The 14,672-nt window shown below is 63.1% G+C and carries 12 protein-coding genes; 3 read left to right on the plus strand and 9 right to left on the minus strand.

Annotation, left to right across the window (positions count from 1 at the left end; translation table 11 throughout):
• Positions 1 to 25 precede the first annotated feature (25 nt).
• The gene (gene fdx, locus GYK42_RS18755; protein WP_166448735.1) at positions 26 to 358 is read left to right on the plus strand and encodes an ISC system 2Fe-2S type ferredoxin; all 333 of its coding nucleotides are present in this window, start codon (positions 26 to 28) and stop codon (positions 356 to 358) included.
• Between the two features lie 45 nt (positions 359 to 403).
• Here the strand turns inward: fdx and GYK42_RS18760 are convergent, their stop codons facing one another.
• Positions 404 to 2,452, minus strand: a complete 2,049-nt coding sequence (locus GYK42_RS18760) for a M13-type metalloendopeptidase (protein ID WP_166448736.1) — start codon at positions 2,450 to 2,452, stop codon at positions 404 to 406.
• A 239-nt stretch (positions 2,453 to 2,691) separates the two neighbouring features.
• On the opposite strand from GYK42_RS18760, the gene GYK42_RS18765 reads away from it, so the two are divergent.
• Positions 2,692 to 2,922 (plus strand): DUF7661 family protein, encoded by a 231-nt coding sequence (locus tag GYK42_RS18765; RefSeq protein ID WP_166448737.1) that lies wholly within the window; start codon positions 2,692 to 2,694, stop codon positions 2,920 to 2,922.
• Between the two features lie 7 nt (positions 2,923 to 2,929).
• Here GYK42_RS18765 and GYK42_RS18770 read toward each other — a convergent pair whose 3' ends face one another.
• The 6 genes from GYK42_RS18770 to GYK42_RS18795 all read right to left on the minus strand — a co-directional run bounded on the left by GYK42_RS18770 (position 2,930) and on the right by GYK42_RS18795 (position 10,048).
• Positions 2,930 to 3,499, minus strand: coding sequence for a DUF1439 domain-containing protein (locus tag GYK42_RS18770; protein ID WP_166448738.1), 570 nt, complete (start codon positions 3,497 to 3,499; stop codon positions 2,930 to 2,932).
• A 214-nt stretch (positions 3,500 to 3,713) separates the two neighbouring features.
• The gene (locus tag GYK42_RS18775) at positions 3,714 to 4,658 is read right to left on the minus strand and encodes a hypothetical protein (protein ID WP_166448739.1); all 945 of its coding nucleotides are present in this window, start codon (positions 4,656 to 4,658) and stop codon (positions 3,714 to 3,716) included.
• Between the two features lie 36 nt (positions 4,659 to 4,694).
• The gene (locus GYK42_RS18780; protein ID WP_166448740.1) at positions 4,695 to 5,138 is read right to left on the minus strand and encodes a hemerythrin domain-containing protein; all 444 of its coding nucleotides are present in this window, start codon (positions 5,136 to 5,138) and stop codon (positions 4,695 to 4,697) included.
• Positions 5,139 to 5,228: 90 nt separating this feature from the next.
• Positions 5,229 to 6,599 (minus strand): PEP-CTERM-box response regulator transcription factor, encoded by a 1,371-nt coding sequence (gene prsR, locus GYK42_RS18785; protein ID WP_166448741.1) that lies wholly within the window; start codon positions 6,597 to 6,599, stop codon positions 5,229 to 5,231.
• Positions 6,600 to 6,611: 12 nt separating this feature from the next.
• On the minus strand, positions 6,612 to 8,660 hold the full coding sequence (prsK, locus tag GYK42_RS18790) for an XrtA/PEP-CTERM system histidine kinase PrsK (protein WP_166448742.1): 2,049 nt from the start codon (positions 8,658 to 8,660) through the stop codon (positions 6,612 to 6,614).
• A complete protein-coding gene (locus GYK42_RS18795) occupies positions 8,660 to 10,048 on the minus strand; it encodes a TIGR03013 family XrtA/PEP-CTERM system glycosyltransferase (RefSeq protein ID WP_166448743.1) in 1,389 nt (462 codons plus the stop codon). The genes prsK and GYK42_RS18795 overlap by 1 nt, the downstream gene beginning before the upstream one ends.
• A 205-nt stretch (positions 10,049 to 10,253) precedes the next feature.
• On the opposite strand from GYK42_RS18795, the gene nadB reads away from it, so the two are divergent.
• Positions 10,254 to 11,867, plus strand: a complete 1,614-nt coding sequence (gene nadB, locus GYK42_RS18800) for an L-aspartate oxidase (protein ID WP_166448744.1) — start codon at positions 10,254 to 10,256, stop codon at positions 11,865 to 11,867.
• Between the two features lie 84 nt (positions 11,868 to 11,951).
• On the opposite strand, the gene GYK42_RS18805 is transcribed toward nadB, so the two are convergent.
• Positions 11,952 to 13,325: a toxin-antitoxin system YwqK family antitoxin gene (locus tag GYK42_RS18805; RefSeq protein ID WP_166448745.1), complete on the minus strand. Its 1,374-nt coding sequence runs from the start codon at positions 13,323 to 13,325 to the stop codon at positions 11,952 to 11,954.
• A complete protein-coding gene (locus tag GYK42_RS18810) occupies positions 13,310 to 14,668 on the minus strand; it encodes a toxin-antitoxin system YwqK family antitoxin (RefSeq protein ID WP_166448746.1) in 1,359 nt (452 codons plus the stop codon). The genes GYK42_RS18805 and GYK42_RS18810 overlap by 16 nt, the downstream gene beginning before the upstream one ends.
• Positions 14,669 to 14,672 lie beyond the last annotated feature (4 nt).

The raw sequence follows: 14,672 nt of genomic DNA on the forward strand, positions 1-14,672 counted from the left end.
GAAGGATAACCGAGGAGAATCCCGCATGCCAAAGATTACCGTCCTGCCCCATCCGGAGCTGGCCCCCGACGGCGCCGTCATCGACGCGCCGGAAAACATGAGCATTTGCGACGCCTTGTTGCTTAACAAAATAGACATCGAACACGCCTGCGGCCAGGTGGGCGCCTGTTCCACCTGCCACGTGATCGTGGCGCAGGGTTTCGATACACTCAACGAACTGGGCGACAATGAAGAAGACATGCTCGACCAGGCCTGGGGCTTGCAGCCCCACTCGCGCCTGTCCTGCCAGGCGCGCCTGGCGCAGGAAGACCTGACGGTGGAGCTGCCCAGGTACACGCTCAACCACGCCAAGGAATAGTCCCCGGCGCGGTTGTGCGACTGCCCTACGGGTTTACCACATGATTTACCACATGATCACGCGCTGCTCGGGCGGCAGATACATCGGGTCGCCCGGCTTGATGCCGAACGCTTCGTAGAAGCCGGGCTGGTTTTTCACCGTGCCCTTGGCGCGGAATTCGCCAGGCGAATGCGGGTCGCTCTTGATCTGGGCGATGGCCGCTTCGGGACGCAGTTTCGCGCGCCATTTCTGCGCAAAGCCGATGTACAGGCGCTGTTCGCCCGTCAAGCCATCGATGACGGGCGACGGCTTGCCACCCAGCGAACGCTGATAGGCCTTGTAGGTGATCGACAGGCCGGAATTGTCGCCGATGTTTTCACCCAGGGTCAGCTCGCCATTGATGTGGTAGCCCGGCACGGGGCTGTAGGCGCCGTATTGCTTGACGAGGCCGGCGGCCAGCGCCTTGAAGGCCGTGCGGTCTTGCGCCGTCCACCAGTTGCGCAGACGGCCCTTGGCGTCATATTGGCTGCCGGAATCGTCGAAGGCATGGCTGATTTCATGGCCGAAGGTGATGCCCAGCAAGCCGTAATTGACGGCGTCTTCCGCCTTCACGTTGAAGAATGGCGGCTGCAGGATGGCGGCCGGGATCGTGATGGCGTTCAGGGCCGGGCTGTAGCTGGCGTTGACGGTTTGCGGCGTCATCGACCATTCGTCGCGGTCCACCGGTTTGCCCAGCTTGGCCAGGTTCTGCTGGCGGCTCCACACGCGCGAGGCGCGCACGTTGGCGATCAGGTCATTCGGCTGCGTCTTCATGCTGCTGTAGTCGCGCCAGGTATCCGGGTAGGCGATCTTCGGCTTCAAGGCTGCCAGCTTGAGCTGGGCTTCCTTCTTGGTTTCCGGACCCATCCAGTCGAGCTGTTCGATGCCATCCTTGAACGAAGCGACGAAATTGTCGAACATGGCCATCACGCGGGGCCGGGTTTCCGGCGGCAGATACATTTGCACGTAGCGCTTGCCGACGGCGTCGCTGATGGCGTTATCCGTGAAGCGCAGCGCCAGCTGCCACTGCGGTTCGCTTTGCGGCACGCCGCGCAGCACCGTGCCGTCGAAGGCGAAACGTTCCTTGACGGTCGCGCTGTCCAGGTAGGAAGCGTAGCTTTCGATGATGCGCCAGTTCAGGTAGCTCTTCCACGATGCCAGCGGCACGGCGGCCACGGTCTCGGAAAAGCCTGTCATGAAGCTGGGCTGGCGCACCACGGCCGACGAGGCCTTGGGCGCCAGGCCGGCGGCCGTAAAGTAGGCGTTCCAGTCGAAGGCCGGCGCCAGTGCCGCGAATTTGTCGAAATCGACGCGGTTGTACGATTTCACGGGGTCGCGCATCTGCACGCGCGTCCACTGCACCGCCGCCAGGCGCGTTTCGATGTCGAGGATCTGCGCCGCGTGTTCGGCAGCGGCCTGGTCGCCGCTCATGGCCAGCATGGTCTCGATATGCTTGAGGTATTTGGCGCGCACGGCTTGCAGCTTGGCGTCGTCGTCCTTCAGGTAGTAATCGCGGTCAGGCAAGCCCAGGCCGGACTGGCTGATGTTGACCGTGTACTGCTCGGGGTCTTGCGCATCGGGCGCCACATAGGCGGAAAACGGCGTCGCCACGCCATTGCCTTGCAGATAGGCCAGCAGCGCCGGCAAGTCTTTCTTGTCCTTGACGGCAGCGACGCGCGCCAGCTCGGCGTGCAGGGGCTTGAAGCCGGCCGCATTGCGCGCCTTCTCGTTCATGAAGCTCGTGTACAGGTCGGCGATCTTGTGCGCTTCGCTGCCCGGCTTGCCGGGGTTTTTCACGGTGGCGTCGATCAGGCCGCGCAACTGGCCCTGGGCGATTTCGCGCAATTCGATATACGTGCCCCAGACGGATTTGTCGGCCGGGATTTCCGTATTGCGGGTCCACACGCCGTTGACGTAGCCGTAGAAGTCATCCTTCGGGCTGACGGCCGGGTCCAGGGTTTTCAGGTCGATGCCGGAGACGGGCGCGGCGGCGGTAGCGCCTTGCTGGGCGTACAGCGAGGGCGAGGATAAGGCGAGCAAGGCGCAGCAAGCTGCGCTGATGAGTGAGCGTTTCACGAAGATTCCTTTAATTGTTTTAACTTCATGTTGGGGAACATGCTGTGTCCAGGCATGGGAGGCAGGATTATAGTCCGCCTGCTTGCGGGGAAACAATGTCCGTTAAACAAGTTCAGTGATCCGACAGGTGCTGCAGCACGCCTCAAGACCGCCGATGATCCGCAAATGTTACCATTTAGCAATAGCCATACTCGCCGCGAGCATATCGCTTTGCCTGGCACTTTGACGGGAGAAGGTTGATGCAGGAATGCAGATTCAATATTTTCGGCACGCTGATTGCCGTCCGGGGGAAGCCGGGGGCATGGCGCGCATACTATCTCGGCGCGGAAGGCAAGCGCCGGCCCGCCGATTTCATTATTCCAGACGATATTCAAGCAGATGCGCTGTGCGAATACCTGGCTGACCTGTTCCACGAAGAAGCGACGCCGCGCAACAACACGGCAACGCAAATCGGCTCGCCGGTATTCTAAGCCCAGCCTACTTCACCGGCTCGAACGTCACCGTCAATCCATTGCTGGTGGTCCTGAGCTGCGTCGGCACGAATTGCACGCCCGCATAGCGCAGTTCGTCGGGCTTGAACGTGTAGATCGGCGTTTCATGCATGAGCTGGTCGGCCACCAGGCTGGCCACCTTGGCAAACTGGCGCTGCTGGGCTTCATCCATGCCGTCGATGGTCACCTTGTCCACGCTCGCTTCGCTCAGGTAGACGGCGTTGCGCTGGGCGTCCAGCACCAAACGGCCCGACATGGCCAGGCTGCCGCGCCAGCTCTGGCGTATGAACGGCGGCAAGACGCTGGCGTCCACGCTGAGGGCGACTCTTTCGCGCTCGGGTTGCAAGGACAGTTGCGGGTGGGTCAGCTTGACGTCCAGCACGGACAGCACGCGCTTGTCGATGGGAAAGCGGCGCTCCAGGCCTTGCTGCATCTTGCTCAGCGACACATTCACGTCGCGCGGGCCGATCAGGGTGGAACACGAGGCCAGCACCGTGCAGGCAAAGGCGGCGATGGCGGCGGTTTTCAGCAAGGGACGCAGGGCAGTCAAGGTCATGGATAGTCTCGGTGGGAAGATGGCGCCATCTTACACATGCGCCCGCTTTCACGCAAAAACCGGCGCCCGCCTTACAGCGGACGCCGGTTCTTGTGTTGGCCTGGTCAGCGTACGAACAGGGCGATCAGTATGACGATGGGCAATGGAATGCCCAGCAGCAGCAAGAGGATGGAACGCATGGCAGACTCCTTGATTTATATATAGATATAGGGGTTCAGATGGTGACGTGGCGCAGCACGCGCTCATGGTCGCGTTGGCGGCCGCCAAACGTTGCCGCCAGGCTGGCAACGAAAGCGCCCAGCAGCAAGGCGACGAACATCCACAATGCCGTGTGGGCGCCAGCCTTGCGGGCCGTGTCGGCCGCTTGCTGGGCACGCGCCTTGGCATCGGCGGCGGCCTTGGCGGCACGGCCGTAGACGGCGTCGACACGTGCTTCCGCTTCGGCCTGCGTCAAGCCCGTGCGGCTGGCCACGACCTGGCCCAGGTAGGCGCGGTCGTCGGCGGCCAGGCTGCCCGTGGACAGGCTTGTTGCGAAAATCTTGCCGATTTCCACGCGCTGTTCGGCCGTGCTGGCATTGGCCGAGGGCGCTGCCAGGGCGCCGGTGGTGGCGGCAGGTGCAGCCGGTGCGGCGCGCAGCAGCATGTCCGAGAAATAGTCGAGCGGATTGGCGCCGCCGCCCTCGCCTGCATTGGCGCCGGCAGCGCCAGCAGCACCTGCGCCCGCTGCCGCTGCGGGTGCAACGGCAGCCGCCACGCCGCTGCCCGCGTCGATGGCGCCGCTGAGCACGGCGCGCGTACCGCCGGCCAGCACGGCCACGGTGATCAGGGTGGCCACGGCCCAGGCCAGCAAGCCGTGCGCCGTATCGCGGAAATGCACCTCATCCGTGTGGATGGAACTCCATTTCACGCGCAGCCGGCCCGCCATGTAGCCGCCGATGCCGGAGGCGGCCAGTTGCATGAAGGCCAGCCAGGCAATGGTCGACACGCCGATGGCCGTCGCGTTGAACGACCACGGCGACACGGACGACAGGCCCAGGCCCACGCCGAGGATCAGCAGGATGAAGGACAAGGCGGCCGCCGCCGCAGCGCCCGCCAGCACGGCGCCCCAGGAGACGCCCGGGTTGTTCAGGTCCGACGCGGACAATTGTGTAGCTTGCATGGAATACTCCCTTGGTTGTTGATTTTTTTAAGCCGTTCAGGCGGCCACGCCCGTCAGCTGCTCCTTGCGCGCGGCCATTTCCTGGCCCAGCGCGTCGAGGTCGACGGCCGTCTCGCGCACTTTGGGAAACATGTCGCCCTCCTCTTCCTTGACGTGGTGCTCGATCTGCTCGGACAGCACCTTGACCTTGGCGTCGTACAGGTCGTCGGCCGGGTCCATCGCGGCAATTTGCGCGATGAGCTCCTTGGCGCTCGCGTGCTCGACGAGAGCCTCATCCATCAGGTCGCCGTCGTGGATGGGACGGCGCACGGCCGGGTAGAAGATTTCTTCTTCCAGCTGCGTGTGCACGGTGAGTTCCTGGCAGATCTGGTCGGCCAGTTTTTTCTTGCTGGCAAATGAGCGGTCGCTCAAGCCTTCATATTGGGCAAACAGGGCTTTGACGGCCTTGTGGTCCTGCATCAATAATGTGATCGCGTTCATGGCGCCTCCTTGTTGTGGATGAGGCAAGGATGCGCCATGGCGGCGCCAGCGTATGTGCGACGCCTTACACAATCTTGATTTTTAATACACTCAGCTATTAACCTGCGACTTGATGCCGTGATGCCCCATCAGGTCGTACAAGGTGGGCCGGCTCACGCCAAGCAGCTCGGCCGCCTTGGCGATATTGCCGTCGGCCCGCGCCAGCGCGCGCACCATCACCTTGTATTCGGCCCCGTCGCGGGCCTGGCGCAGGTTCAGCGGTTCATCCTGGGGCGCCGCCTGGGCGCTGGCGGGCAGGCCCAGGTCATCGGCGGCGATCTGCGGCCCGTCGCTCATGATGACGGCCCGCTTGATGCAATTTTCCACTTCGCGCACATTGCCGGGCCAGCCATAGCTTTCGATCAACTGCAGCGCGCCGGTGCTGAAATGGAGATTGCTGCGCCCTTCGCTGGCGCAGAACTTGTTCTTGAAATGGTGGGCCAGCAAGGCCGCATCGCCGGCCCGCTCGCGCAGCGGCGGAATGCGCAGCACGATTTCGCTGAGGCGGTAAAACAGGTCTTCGCGGAAACGTCCCTGTTGCGCCAGCACCTTTAAATCCTGGTGGGTGGCGCAGACGATGCGTACGTCGACGGCGATCTCGGCGCGCCCGCCGACGCGCTCGATGATCCGCTCCTGCAGGAAGCGCAGCAGCTTCGCCTGCAGCGCCATCGGCATGTCGCCGATTTCATCGAGAAAGAAAGTGCCGCCGTGGGCCAGTTCGATCTTGCCCAGGGTTTGCCGTGCGGCGCCCGTAAACGCCCCCCGCTCATAGCCGAACAGCTCGCTTTCCAGCAGGTTTTCAGGAATGGCCGCGCAATTGATGGCGACAAAGCGTTGCGCATGGCGGCTCGACAGCGCATGCAGGCCCCGCGCAATCAGTTCCTTGCCGCTGCCCGAGTCGCCCAGCAGCATCACGCTGGCCGATGAGGGCGCCACTTTTTCCACGCTACGGCACAATTTCAGCATGCCCGGATCGCGGCTGACGATGCCGGCCAGCGGCGAGTCCGCCTGCGTCTGCAGCATGCGGCGGTTTTCCTGCTGCATCGCGTGCAGATAGAACGCGCGGGCGATGACCAGGGCCAGCATGTCGGCCTCGAACGGCTTCTGGTGAAAATCGTAGGCGCCAAGCGCGATGGCTTTCAAGGCATGCGCCCGTTCCTGGTTGCCCGACAGGATGATGACTTTCGTGTCCGGCGCCAGCGCGAGGATTTGCCGCAGGGTGGCCAGGCCTTCCGTGGCGCCGTCCGGATCGGGCGGCAAGCCCAGGTCCATCGTCACCACGGCAGGCTGGTGGCGCCGCACGAGCGCCAGCGCCGCCTCGCGCTCGCCCGCCAGCAAGACTTCGTAGCCGTCGAAACTCCAGTGCAACTGCTTTTGCAGGCCTGGATCGTCTTCGATGACCAGCAGTTTTTGTTTGCCCATGGCACTCCTTTGCTATGCCGCATGCAGCGGCAGGACCACGCGAAACGTCGTGCCCACCTGCGGCTCGCTGCGCACTTCCAGGCTGCCGCCCACTTCGCGCAGGTATTCGCGGCTTTCGAATACGCCGATGCCCATGCCCGCCGTCTTGGTCGTGTCGAACGGCTTGAACAGGCGTTCGCGGATGAATTGTTCGCTCATGCCCTGCCCCGTATCATCGAGCTCGACGACGGCCGTGTGCTGTTCACGCCGCAGCCGCACGGCCACCTTGCCATCGCTGGCCGTCGCCTCGATCGCGTTCTGGATCAAGTGGCCCAGCACACGTTCCAGCCGCGCGCGGTTGGCCAGCACCGTCAGCTCGCCATCGACGATTTCCAGCCGGGGCGCCGGCGCCAGGCTCGCCTTGGCGGCCACGGCCTGGCGCAGCAAGCCGTCGAGCAGCAGCGGCGCGGGCGCTTCCGGCGCTTCGCCGCGCGCCAGTTTCTGCAGCAAGGTCTTCATTTTCTGCACGGAATGGTCGAGGGTGCCCAGCATGTCTTCCTGGAAAGCGGGATTGGCGCGGTGCTTTTCCGCATTGCTCAGTAACAGGGACAATTGAAACACGAGGTTTTTGAGGTCGTGCACGATGAAGGTGGACATGCGGTTGAACGAATCGAACTGGCGCGCCACCGTCAGGGTATCGAGCGATTCGCGGTGGGCCAGGTAGCTGGCGGCCTGGCTGCCGGCAATTTTCAGCACGTCGCGGATTTCCCAATTCAAACTGATGTGCGTGCGGGGCCGCGCCAGCGCGACAAAGGCGAACAGCTGGCCATGCAGCATCAAGGGCACCAGCAGCCACACGCCGGGCAGCGCCAGCAGCGCCGGCGGCAAGCGCAAGCCGCCATACGCGCGCGGGTTGTGCTGGCAGTCCGGCACGTCGATCACCCATAGCCTTGCTTCCAAGAACTGGCACAGGGGACCAAGCGCCGGCTCGCTCCACGTGCTCGGCGGCCAGTTCCAGCTGGCGGCCGGGGCAAACTGGCCCTGTTCGCGCAAGATCCACAGCGCGCCGGCGCGGCTTTCCACCAGCTGCGCCATGGCCTGTATCGTGCGCTCGCCCAGCGCGGGCCCGTCTTCCGACAGTGCGCGCGTAAATCTGAGCCATTCCTCGCGGTAATCGAAGATGGCATTGTAAAAATGTTTATTGATAGTCACCTTGAGCTTGGCGCGCAGGCTGCCGGAAAACAGCACGCCCGCCAGCAGCAAAGCCGCGCCGCCCAGGTAAGCCATCTGCATCAGGGAACCCCAGGTACCGCCGAAGTAACGCAAATAATAGGCGCTGGCCGCCATCGCCAGCAGGTAGATGGCCGAGCCCAGCAAGGCGGCCGAGCGGTACAGCATCTGGCGCGAGACGGACAAGCCCAGCGCCCAGCCCGGATTGCGCGCCGCCGAGACGGCCAGCAACGGTGCGCACAGGGCGTCGACGATGCCGCGCGCGGCCCAGATGTCGTCATTGACGGCGCGAAACAGCAAGGCGTCGCTGTACAGATAGAAATCGTAGGCGAACAGGCCGCCCACGCCCAGGCACGCAAACTTGATGCCCCAGCGTTTCAAGGGCGGCGTGTTGCGGTACCACTGTTCCACCAGCAACATACCCAGCACGGCCAGCAGCAGCCGGCAGACACTGGCGATGATGCGCGCCGGCAAAGGCAGCGCCAGCCAGGAGGAAGCCATGGAGAGCAGCCACGGCGCCAGCGCCGTAAGGACGATGCCCACCAGCACGAGACGCAAGCGGGGCCGCGACGGTTCGATCAGCAGCAGCAAAAACACCAGCCAGGCCAGGGTGCGCAGCAATTCAAGCGCGTCGCCGGCAAGCGCGATGCGCTGCCCCAGCAGCACCAGCACCACCGTGCCCGTGGCCCAGCCGCCCGTCGCCAGGCACGCCACCAGCAAGGCGCGCACATTCTGCCGCGCGCGCCAGTTGCTGATCAAAAGCAGCGCCAGCACGAAGAAGGCCAGCGATGCCAGACCATGGCTCAGGGCCGCCGCGTCGGGCGCCGCCAGCCAGTCCGACTGGTCCCGCATCACCGGCTGCCCTTGCCAAACAGCACCACCTGCACCGTGTCGAGCAGAATCAGCAAGTCGAGGAACAGGCTATTGTTTTTCACATAATACAAATCGTATTGCAGCTTCTTGACGGCATCGTCGACGGAGGCGCCATACTGATAGCGCACCTGCGCCAGTCCCGTGATGCCAGGCTTGATGCTGTGACGAGTGTTGTAGTACGGCACTTGTTCCTTCAATTGCTCGACAAAATAGGCGCGCTCGGGGCGCGGTCCCACGAAACTCATCTCGCCGCGAAACACATTGAGCATCTGCGGCAGCTCGTCGATGCGCAGCTTGCGGATCAGATTGCCCACGCGCGTGATGCGCGTATCGTTGGCCAGCGCCCAGATGGGCGTGCCGTCGCGCTCGGCGTCGCAGCGCATGCTGCGAAATTTCAGCACCTTGAAAGGCTGGCCGTCGCGCCCCACCCTTTCTTGCTGATAAAACACGGGGCCGCCGTCTTCCAGGCGGATGCACAGTGCCGTCACCAGCATCACGGGCAGCGCCGCCAGGCAGATGACTGCGCTGGCCGCCAGGTCGAACAAACGCTTCGACGCGGCACGGAAAAAACTCTGGTCGAAGCCGCCGCCATAGATCAGATAGCTCGGTTGCAATGAATCGATGCGGATCTGACACGCTTCGCGCTCGAAAAACGTGGCCGCGTCGATCACCTTCACGCCGCCCAGCGCGCATTCCAACAGTTGTTTGGCAGGAAATGCGCCATTGCGCCGGTCGCTCACGGACACGACGATCTCATGCGCGGCATGGCGCTGGGCCGTGGCCAGCAGGGACGGTCCGGCCGGCAGCAAGGCCGAGGCCGGCACGCAGCATTGCTCGCCCGCCACATCGATGCAGCCGACAACCGTAAACTGGTGGAATCCGATCTTGCTGGCCGCTAAATCCATGCATTCGCGCGCCAGCACCCCGCCGCCTACCAGGATCAGCCGGCCTTTCATCAGCGCCGATTGCGAGGATTTGAATACCACCAGGCGCGCCAGCAGCACGCCGATGGCGCCCAGGCCGAAGATCAGCACGCTGCCGCGTCCGAAATGCAAGGTAGGAATAAACCGGATCAAGACGCTGAGCACGGCAAAACCCAGCGCGAACGAGGGCAGGATGCGTAATAAAGTGTTGCGGATGTCTTCGCGCGAGCGATGCTGGTACATGCCCAGCGCGCTCATGCTCAAAACGATGACCAGTGCAAAGATCGAGGACGACAGGTAGACCTCGCTCGCCCGTACCAGGCGGCTGCCATCGGCTAGCCACAGCAAGGACGTCAAGGTGGCCGACAGCAGCAGGATCAGGATTTCCAGCAACAGCAAGATAAACGCTGTTTTCGAGACGTAATGGCTGAAGATGCGGATCATGGTTCCCCCTGCGGCAAAAAGCATCAGGCCACGCGCAAGGCGGCCTGCTGCTGGTCTTGCCATCATGGCGAACTGTTCCAAGAAGACATTGATGCGCCACAAGCTACGGCCCCGGCTATCTTTCGCCGGCAGAATTTATCTCAATACATTACCGAATGAGGGGAAATGGCATATAGTATGCTTCCCCTAAAAAAAGATAAATGTCATGAAATTTGATGTAGCGATTGTCGGCAGTGGCCTGGCGGGTTTATCGGTTGCACTGCATTTAGCTGAGACGCGCACCGTCGCGATCATTTCCAAACGCGCGCTGCTCGATGGCGCCAGCAACTGGGCGCAGGGCGGCATCGCGGCCGTGCTGGACTCGGGCGACAGCCACCAGCAGCACATCGAAGACACCCTGATCGCCGGCGGCGGCCTGTGCGACGAGAGCGCCACGCGCTACATCGTCGAGCACGGCCGCGAAGCCATCGAATGGCTGATCGAACAAGGCGTGCCGTTTACGCGCGACGCCACGGCCGAGCTGGGCTTCCACCTGACCCGCGAAGGCGGACACAGCCAGCGCCGCATCATCCACGCGGCCGACGCCACCGGCCACGCCGTGCAAGTGACCCTGGAAGAAAAGGTACGCGCTCACCCGAACATCAGCCTGTTCGAACACCATTGCGCCATCGACCTGATCACCTCCGACAAGCTGGGCATGAAGCCGACCCAGCGCAACGCGCAACCGCATTGCCACGGCTTGTACGTGCAGGATGAGCAAACGGGTAAAGTACTGACGTTTGCCGCCGAGCACACCGTGCTGGCCACGGGCGGCGCCGGCAAGGTATATTTATATACCACCAACCCGGACACGGCCAGCGGCGACGGCATCGCCATGGCCTGGCGCGCCGGCTGCCGCGTGTCGAACATGGAATTCATCCAGTTCCACCCGACTTGCCTGTATCACCCGTATGCGAAATCGTTCCTGATCACCGAAGCCATCCGTGGAGAAGGCGGCTTGTTGAAATTGCCGCCCGAAGCGGGCGCGGCGGCCGGCCAGCGCTTCATGCTGGCGCACGATGAGCGGGCCGAACTGGCGCCGCGCGACGTGGTGGCACGCGCCATCGACTTCGAAATCAAGAAACGGGGCCTCGATTACGTGCACCTGGACATCAGCCACAAGCCGGCCGACTTCCTCATCGAACATTTCCCGACGATTTACGCGCGCTGTCTGGAACTGGGCATCGACATCACCAAACAGCCGATCCCCATCGTGCCCGCCGCCCACTACACGTGCGGCGGCGTCGTGACGGACCTGGCCGGCCGCGCCGACTTGCCGGGCCTGTATGCGGTCGGCGAGACGGCTTGCACGGGCCTGCATGGCGCGAACCGCCTGGCGTCGAACTCTTTGCTCGAATGCATCGTCATCGGCCGCGCCTGCGCGCAGGATATCGAAAGCAAGGAAAAGCTGGGCACGCCGTATCTGCCCGACTGGGATGAAAGCCGGGTCACGGATGCGGATGAAGAAGTGGTGATTTCCCACAACTGGGACGAGCTGCGCCGCTTCATGTGGAATTACGTGGGCATCGTGCGCACCACCAAGCGTCTGGAGCGAGCTCAGCACCGCATCGCCCTGCTGAAGGAAGAGATCGACGAATACTACCGCAACTTCCGCATCACGCACGACTTACTGGAACTGCGCAATCTTGTCGACGTGGCCTCGATGATCGTCAACAGCGCCCTGTCCCGCCGCGAAAGCCGCGGCTTGCACTTCAGCAGAGACTATCCGGAAACCTTGCCGAAAGCCATCGCCAGCGTGCTGACGCCGCCGCATCGGTAATGTTGCTCCGGTAGCATCAGTAAAACCCACAGGCAAAGTGCCGGGGTCGTACCCTGAGGGTACGACCCCGGTTCTTGCTTTAGGTTAATGTTCCGGCATCTCAAACTCGATGCCGTCTTCCGTATAAGAAAACCTGGCCGAGTCCCCACTACACTCCCCCTGCACCACATCCGCCACATAGCGGCATTCGCTTTCCACACTGCCATCCGCGTGCCAGTGCCGCGTCCAGCCCTGGCGTTCGCCATCGACATATTCAATCAGCTGCCTCGGCTTGCCATCGGCATACCAGGAACGCAATGCGCCCTCCTCGCGTCCGCCCTCGTTCCATGATTTGTACACGAGCAAGACGCCGGTGCGACTGAAGCGCTGTTCGCTGCGCAGCACGTACTGGCCGCTGTGCGTGCGCTTGCTGGCCACCTTGCCGTCCGGGTAATATTCGACGCTCTCGCCCACAGGCTTGTCGTCGACATAGTTGCCCGTGCGATGCACCTTTCCATCCGGGAAATAGCTGGTGCTGGGCCCCGTCTGGATGCCGTTCACATACTGGCTGCGGCTTTCCACAGTGCCGTCCGGATAGAACGTCAGCAGCTCACCGTCCGTCTGGCCCTTCACTTGCGTCATGCGCGTGCGCAGCGTGCCGTTTTCATCGAAGGTGTCCACCTGGCGATCGGCGCTTGCGCCATTCCGGTACGTCACCGACTCGATCAGCTTGCCACTCTGGTGATAGGTTTTCTGTTCGCCTTCCTGCGCCCCATTGCGCCACGTACCGCGCATGGACAGCTGGCCATCCGGGTAGTATCGGCTTAACACCCCCTCCTTGACGCCGCGCCCGTCCTGCTCCACCTGCATTTCCAGCTGACCATGCGGGTAATACATGGCGTAGTTTCCCACCAGCTTGCCGTGCAGGTAATCGGGCGCATCGACCTGGCCAGACAGGCGCTTCGGCTCGCCTTCGCGCACGTGGAAGACGTCAACCTGCCAGGTCCCGGGCGTCTTGCCAGGCGGCAGCGGGACGACCAGCGCATAGCGCGCATGTTCCTTGACCTCGCCACCCGACAAATTATGGTTCAGGTACAGGCGTGCCTTGCCATCGGCACAGGCTTGCGGCTCGCAGTCGCCCAGCTTGCCGACATCGGGCATGGCGAGCGCTCCCGCTTCGCCTCCCACCTTGCCTGGCGCCGGACAAGATCTGATACGCATCAACAAGGGCGTCCTGTCGCGTATCAGCTTGGCCAATTGCTGCTTCATGGCGGCGTACTGCTGCGCGTCCAGGCCGACGGACACGGCATCCATGCGCACGTGCCGCCCGTCGCAGCCGCTGTCGCTGGCAAGGGTCAGCACATCGCCGTCGGGCGTCGCCTTGATCGCGGCGACTACTTGCCGCTGCTCAATCTCGGCGTGGGCCAGCGCCGGCAACAACAGCATGGCGCCAAGCAAGTGTTTCACAGCGCGCGCCATGCTTGCTCCTTGCGCTCGATCTCCGGCGATGCTGGCGCATCACCGCACTCGCCCTGGGCCTTGCCAGCCACATACTGGCACTCGCTCTTCACACTGCCATCTTCGTGCCAACTGCGGCTCCAGCCATCGCGCCGGTCGTTCACGTACTCGATGGCCTGCTCGGGTTTGCCGCTTTCGTACCACGAGCGCGACGTGCCCTGCTCGCGCAATTTCGCATCCCAGCGTCTTTCCAGCACCAGCACGCCCTGGGGGCTGTAGCGCTGCAGGCTGAGCAGCGCGCCAGCGTCGTCATATTGCTGGCGGCTTTGCACTTTGCCGTCCGGATAGAACTCCTGGGCCACGCCCGTGGGCTGATCGTTGCGCAAGGTCATGGTGGCGCGCACGGCACCATCAGGGTAATAGTTTGTCGTCAAACCGTTGTATTTGCCCTCCTTCATTGCGGAACGGCTGGAAATGCTTCCATCAGGGAAATACGTGAGCATCTCGCCTTCGATCTTGCCGCCGCGCAGTACATAACTCGTGCTCGGCTTGCCATTTTCAGCCGAGATCTGCTTGGGGCCGTCTAGCTGCTTGCCATCGCGATAGGTGCTCGTTTCACGCAGCTTGCCCGTGGCGTGATACAACTGGTGTTCGCCTTCAGGCAAGCCGTGTCGCCAGTTGCCGCGCTTTTCCAGGGTGCCATCCGCAAAATACTCGCTGGTCATGCCGTCCTGGCGCCCCTGCCCATCTTGTGCCACCTGTTTCTCGATCTTGCCATTCGGGTAATACGTGACATAGCCACCCACCAGCTCGCCCTGCGTGTAATCGGCGCGGTTGACCTGGCCGGACAGGCGCAGTTTATTACCGGCGACGCTATGGATTTTCACTTGCCAGGTGCCGGGCAGCTTGCCTTTCGGCAAGGGCAACAACAGCACGTTAGCCGCCTTGTCCTGCTCGATGGGGTAGAAGCGTTCGTGCAAGTACAGCCGCGCGCGGCCATCGGCGCAAGAGTCCGCTGGGCAGGCGGCGATCTTGCGCACGATGGGCACGCCGGCACCGCCCTGCGTATCGACCGGGCATTTATCGATGGTAATGAGCAAGGGCGCTTTGTCGCGGATGCGCCGGGCCAGCTCGACTTTCAGCGCTGCGTACGCGGCTTCGTCCAGATTGACGGAGCGCTCATCCATGCGCAGCCGCTTGCCGCCGCATGCCGTCGTGCCCGCGACAGTGAACCCATCGGCGCCCTCGCTATCGGGCTCGGCCGCGATAGCCGTGATCACCTGGCGCTGCACGATCTCGGCCTGTCCCAGTGCCGGCCACAGCATGGTGGCGCCCAGCAGCGCGCCTATGAATCTGTTTTTCATGTTT

Origin of the sequence: Janthinobacterium lividum, assembly GCF_011601275.1 — a bacterium.
GTDB lineage: Bacteria > Pseudomonadota > Gammaproteobacteria > Burkholderiales > Burkholderiaceae_D > Janthinobacterium > Janthinobacterium lividum_E.

Excerpts from the sequence above, each read along its gene's own strand:
- fdx (WP_166448735.1), top strand. The coding sequence starts at position 26 with ATGCCAAAGATTACCGTCCTGCCCCATCCGGAGCTGGCCCCCGACGGC.
- GYK42_RS18795 (WP_166448743.1), bottom strand. The coding sequence starts at position 10,048 with ATGATCCGCATCTTCAGCCATTACGTCTCGAAAACAGCGTTTATCTTG.
- GYK42_RS18810 (WP_166448746.1), bottom strand. The coding sequence starts at position 14,668 with ATGAAAAACAGATTCATAGGCGCGCTGCTGGGCGCCACCATGCTGTGG.
- prsR (WP_166448741.1), bottom strand. The coding sequence starts at position 6,599 with ATGGGCAAACAAAAACTGCTGGTCATCGAAGACGATCCAGGCCTGCAA.
- GYK42_RS18765 (WP_166448737.1), top strand. The coding sequence starts at position 2,692 with ATGCAGGAATGCAGATTCAATATTTTCGGCACGCTGATTGCCGTCCGG.
- GYK42_RS18775 (WP_166448739.1), bottom strand. The coding sequence starts at position 4,658 with ATGCAAGCTACACAATTGTCCGCGTCGGACCTGAACAACCCGGGCGTC.
- GYK42_RS18770 (WP_166448738.1), bottom strand. The coding sequence starts at position 3,499 with ATGACCTTGACTGCCCTGCGTCCCTTGCTGAAAACCGCCGCCATCGCC.
- GYK42_RS18805 (WP_166448745.1), bottom strand. The coding sequence starts at position 13,325 with ATGGCGCGCGCTGTGAAACACTTGCTTGGCGCCATGCTGTTGTTGCCG.
- prsK (WP_166448742.1), bottom strand. The coding sequence starts at position 8,660 with ATGCGGGACCAGTCGGACTGGCTGGCGGCGCCCGACGCGGCGGCCCTG.
- nadB (WP_166448744.1), top strand. The coding sequence starts at position 10,254 with ATGAAATTTGATGTAGCGATTGTCGGCAGTGGCCTGGCGGGTTTATCG.
- GYK42_RS18780 (WP_166448740.1), bottom strand. The coding sequence starts at position 5,138 with ATGAACGCGATCACATTATTGATGCAGGACCACAAGGCCGTCAAAGCC.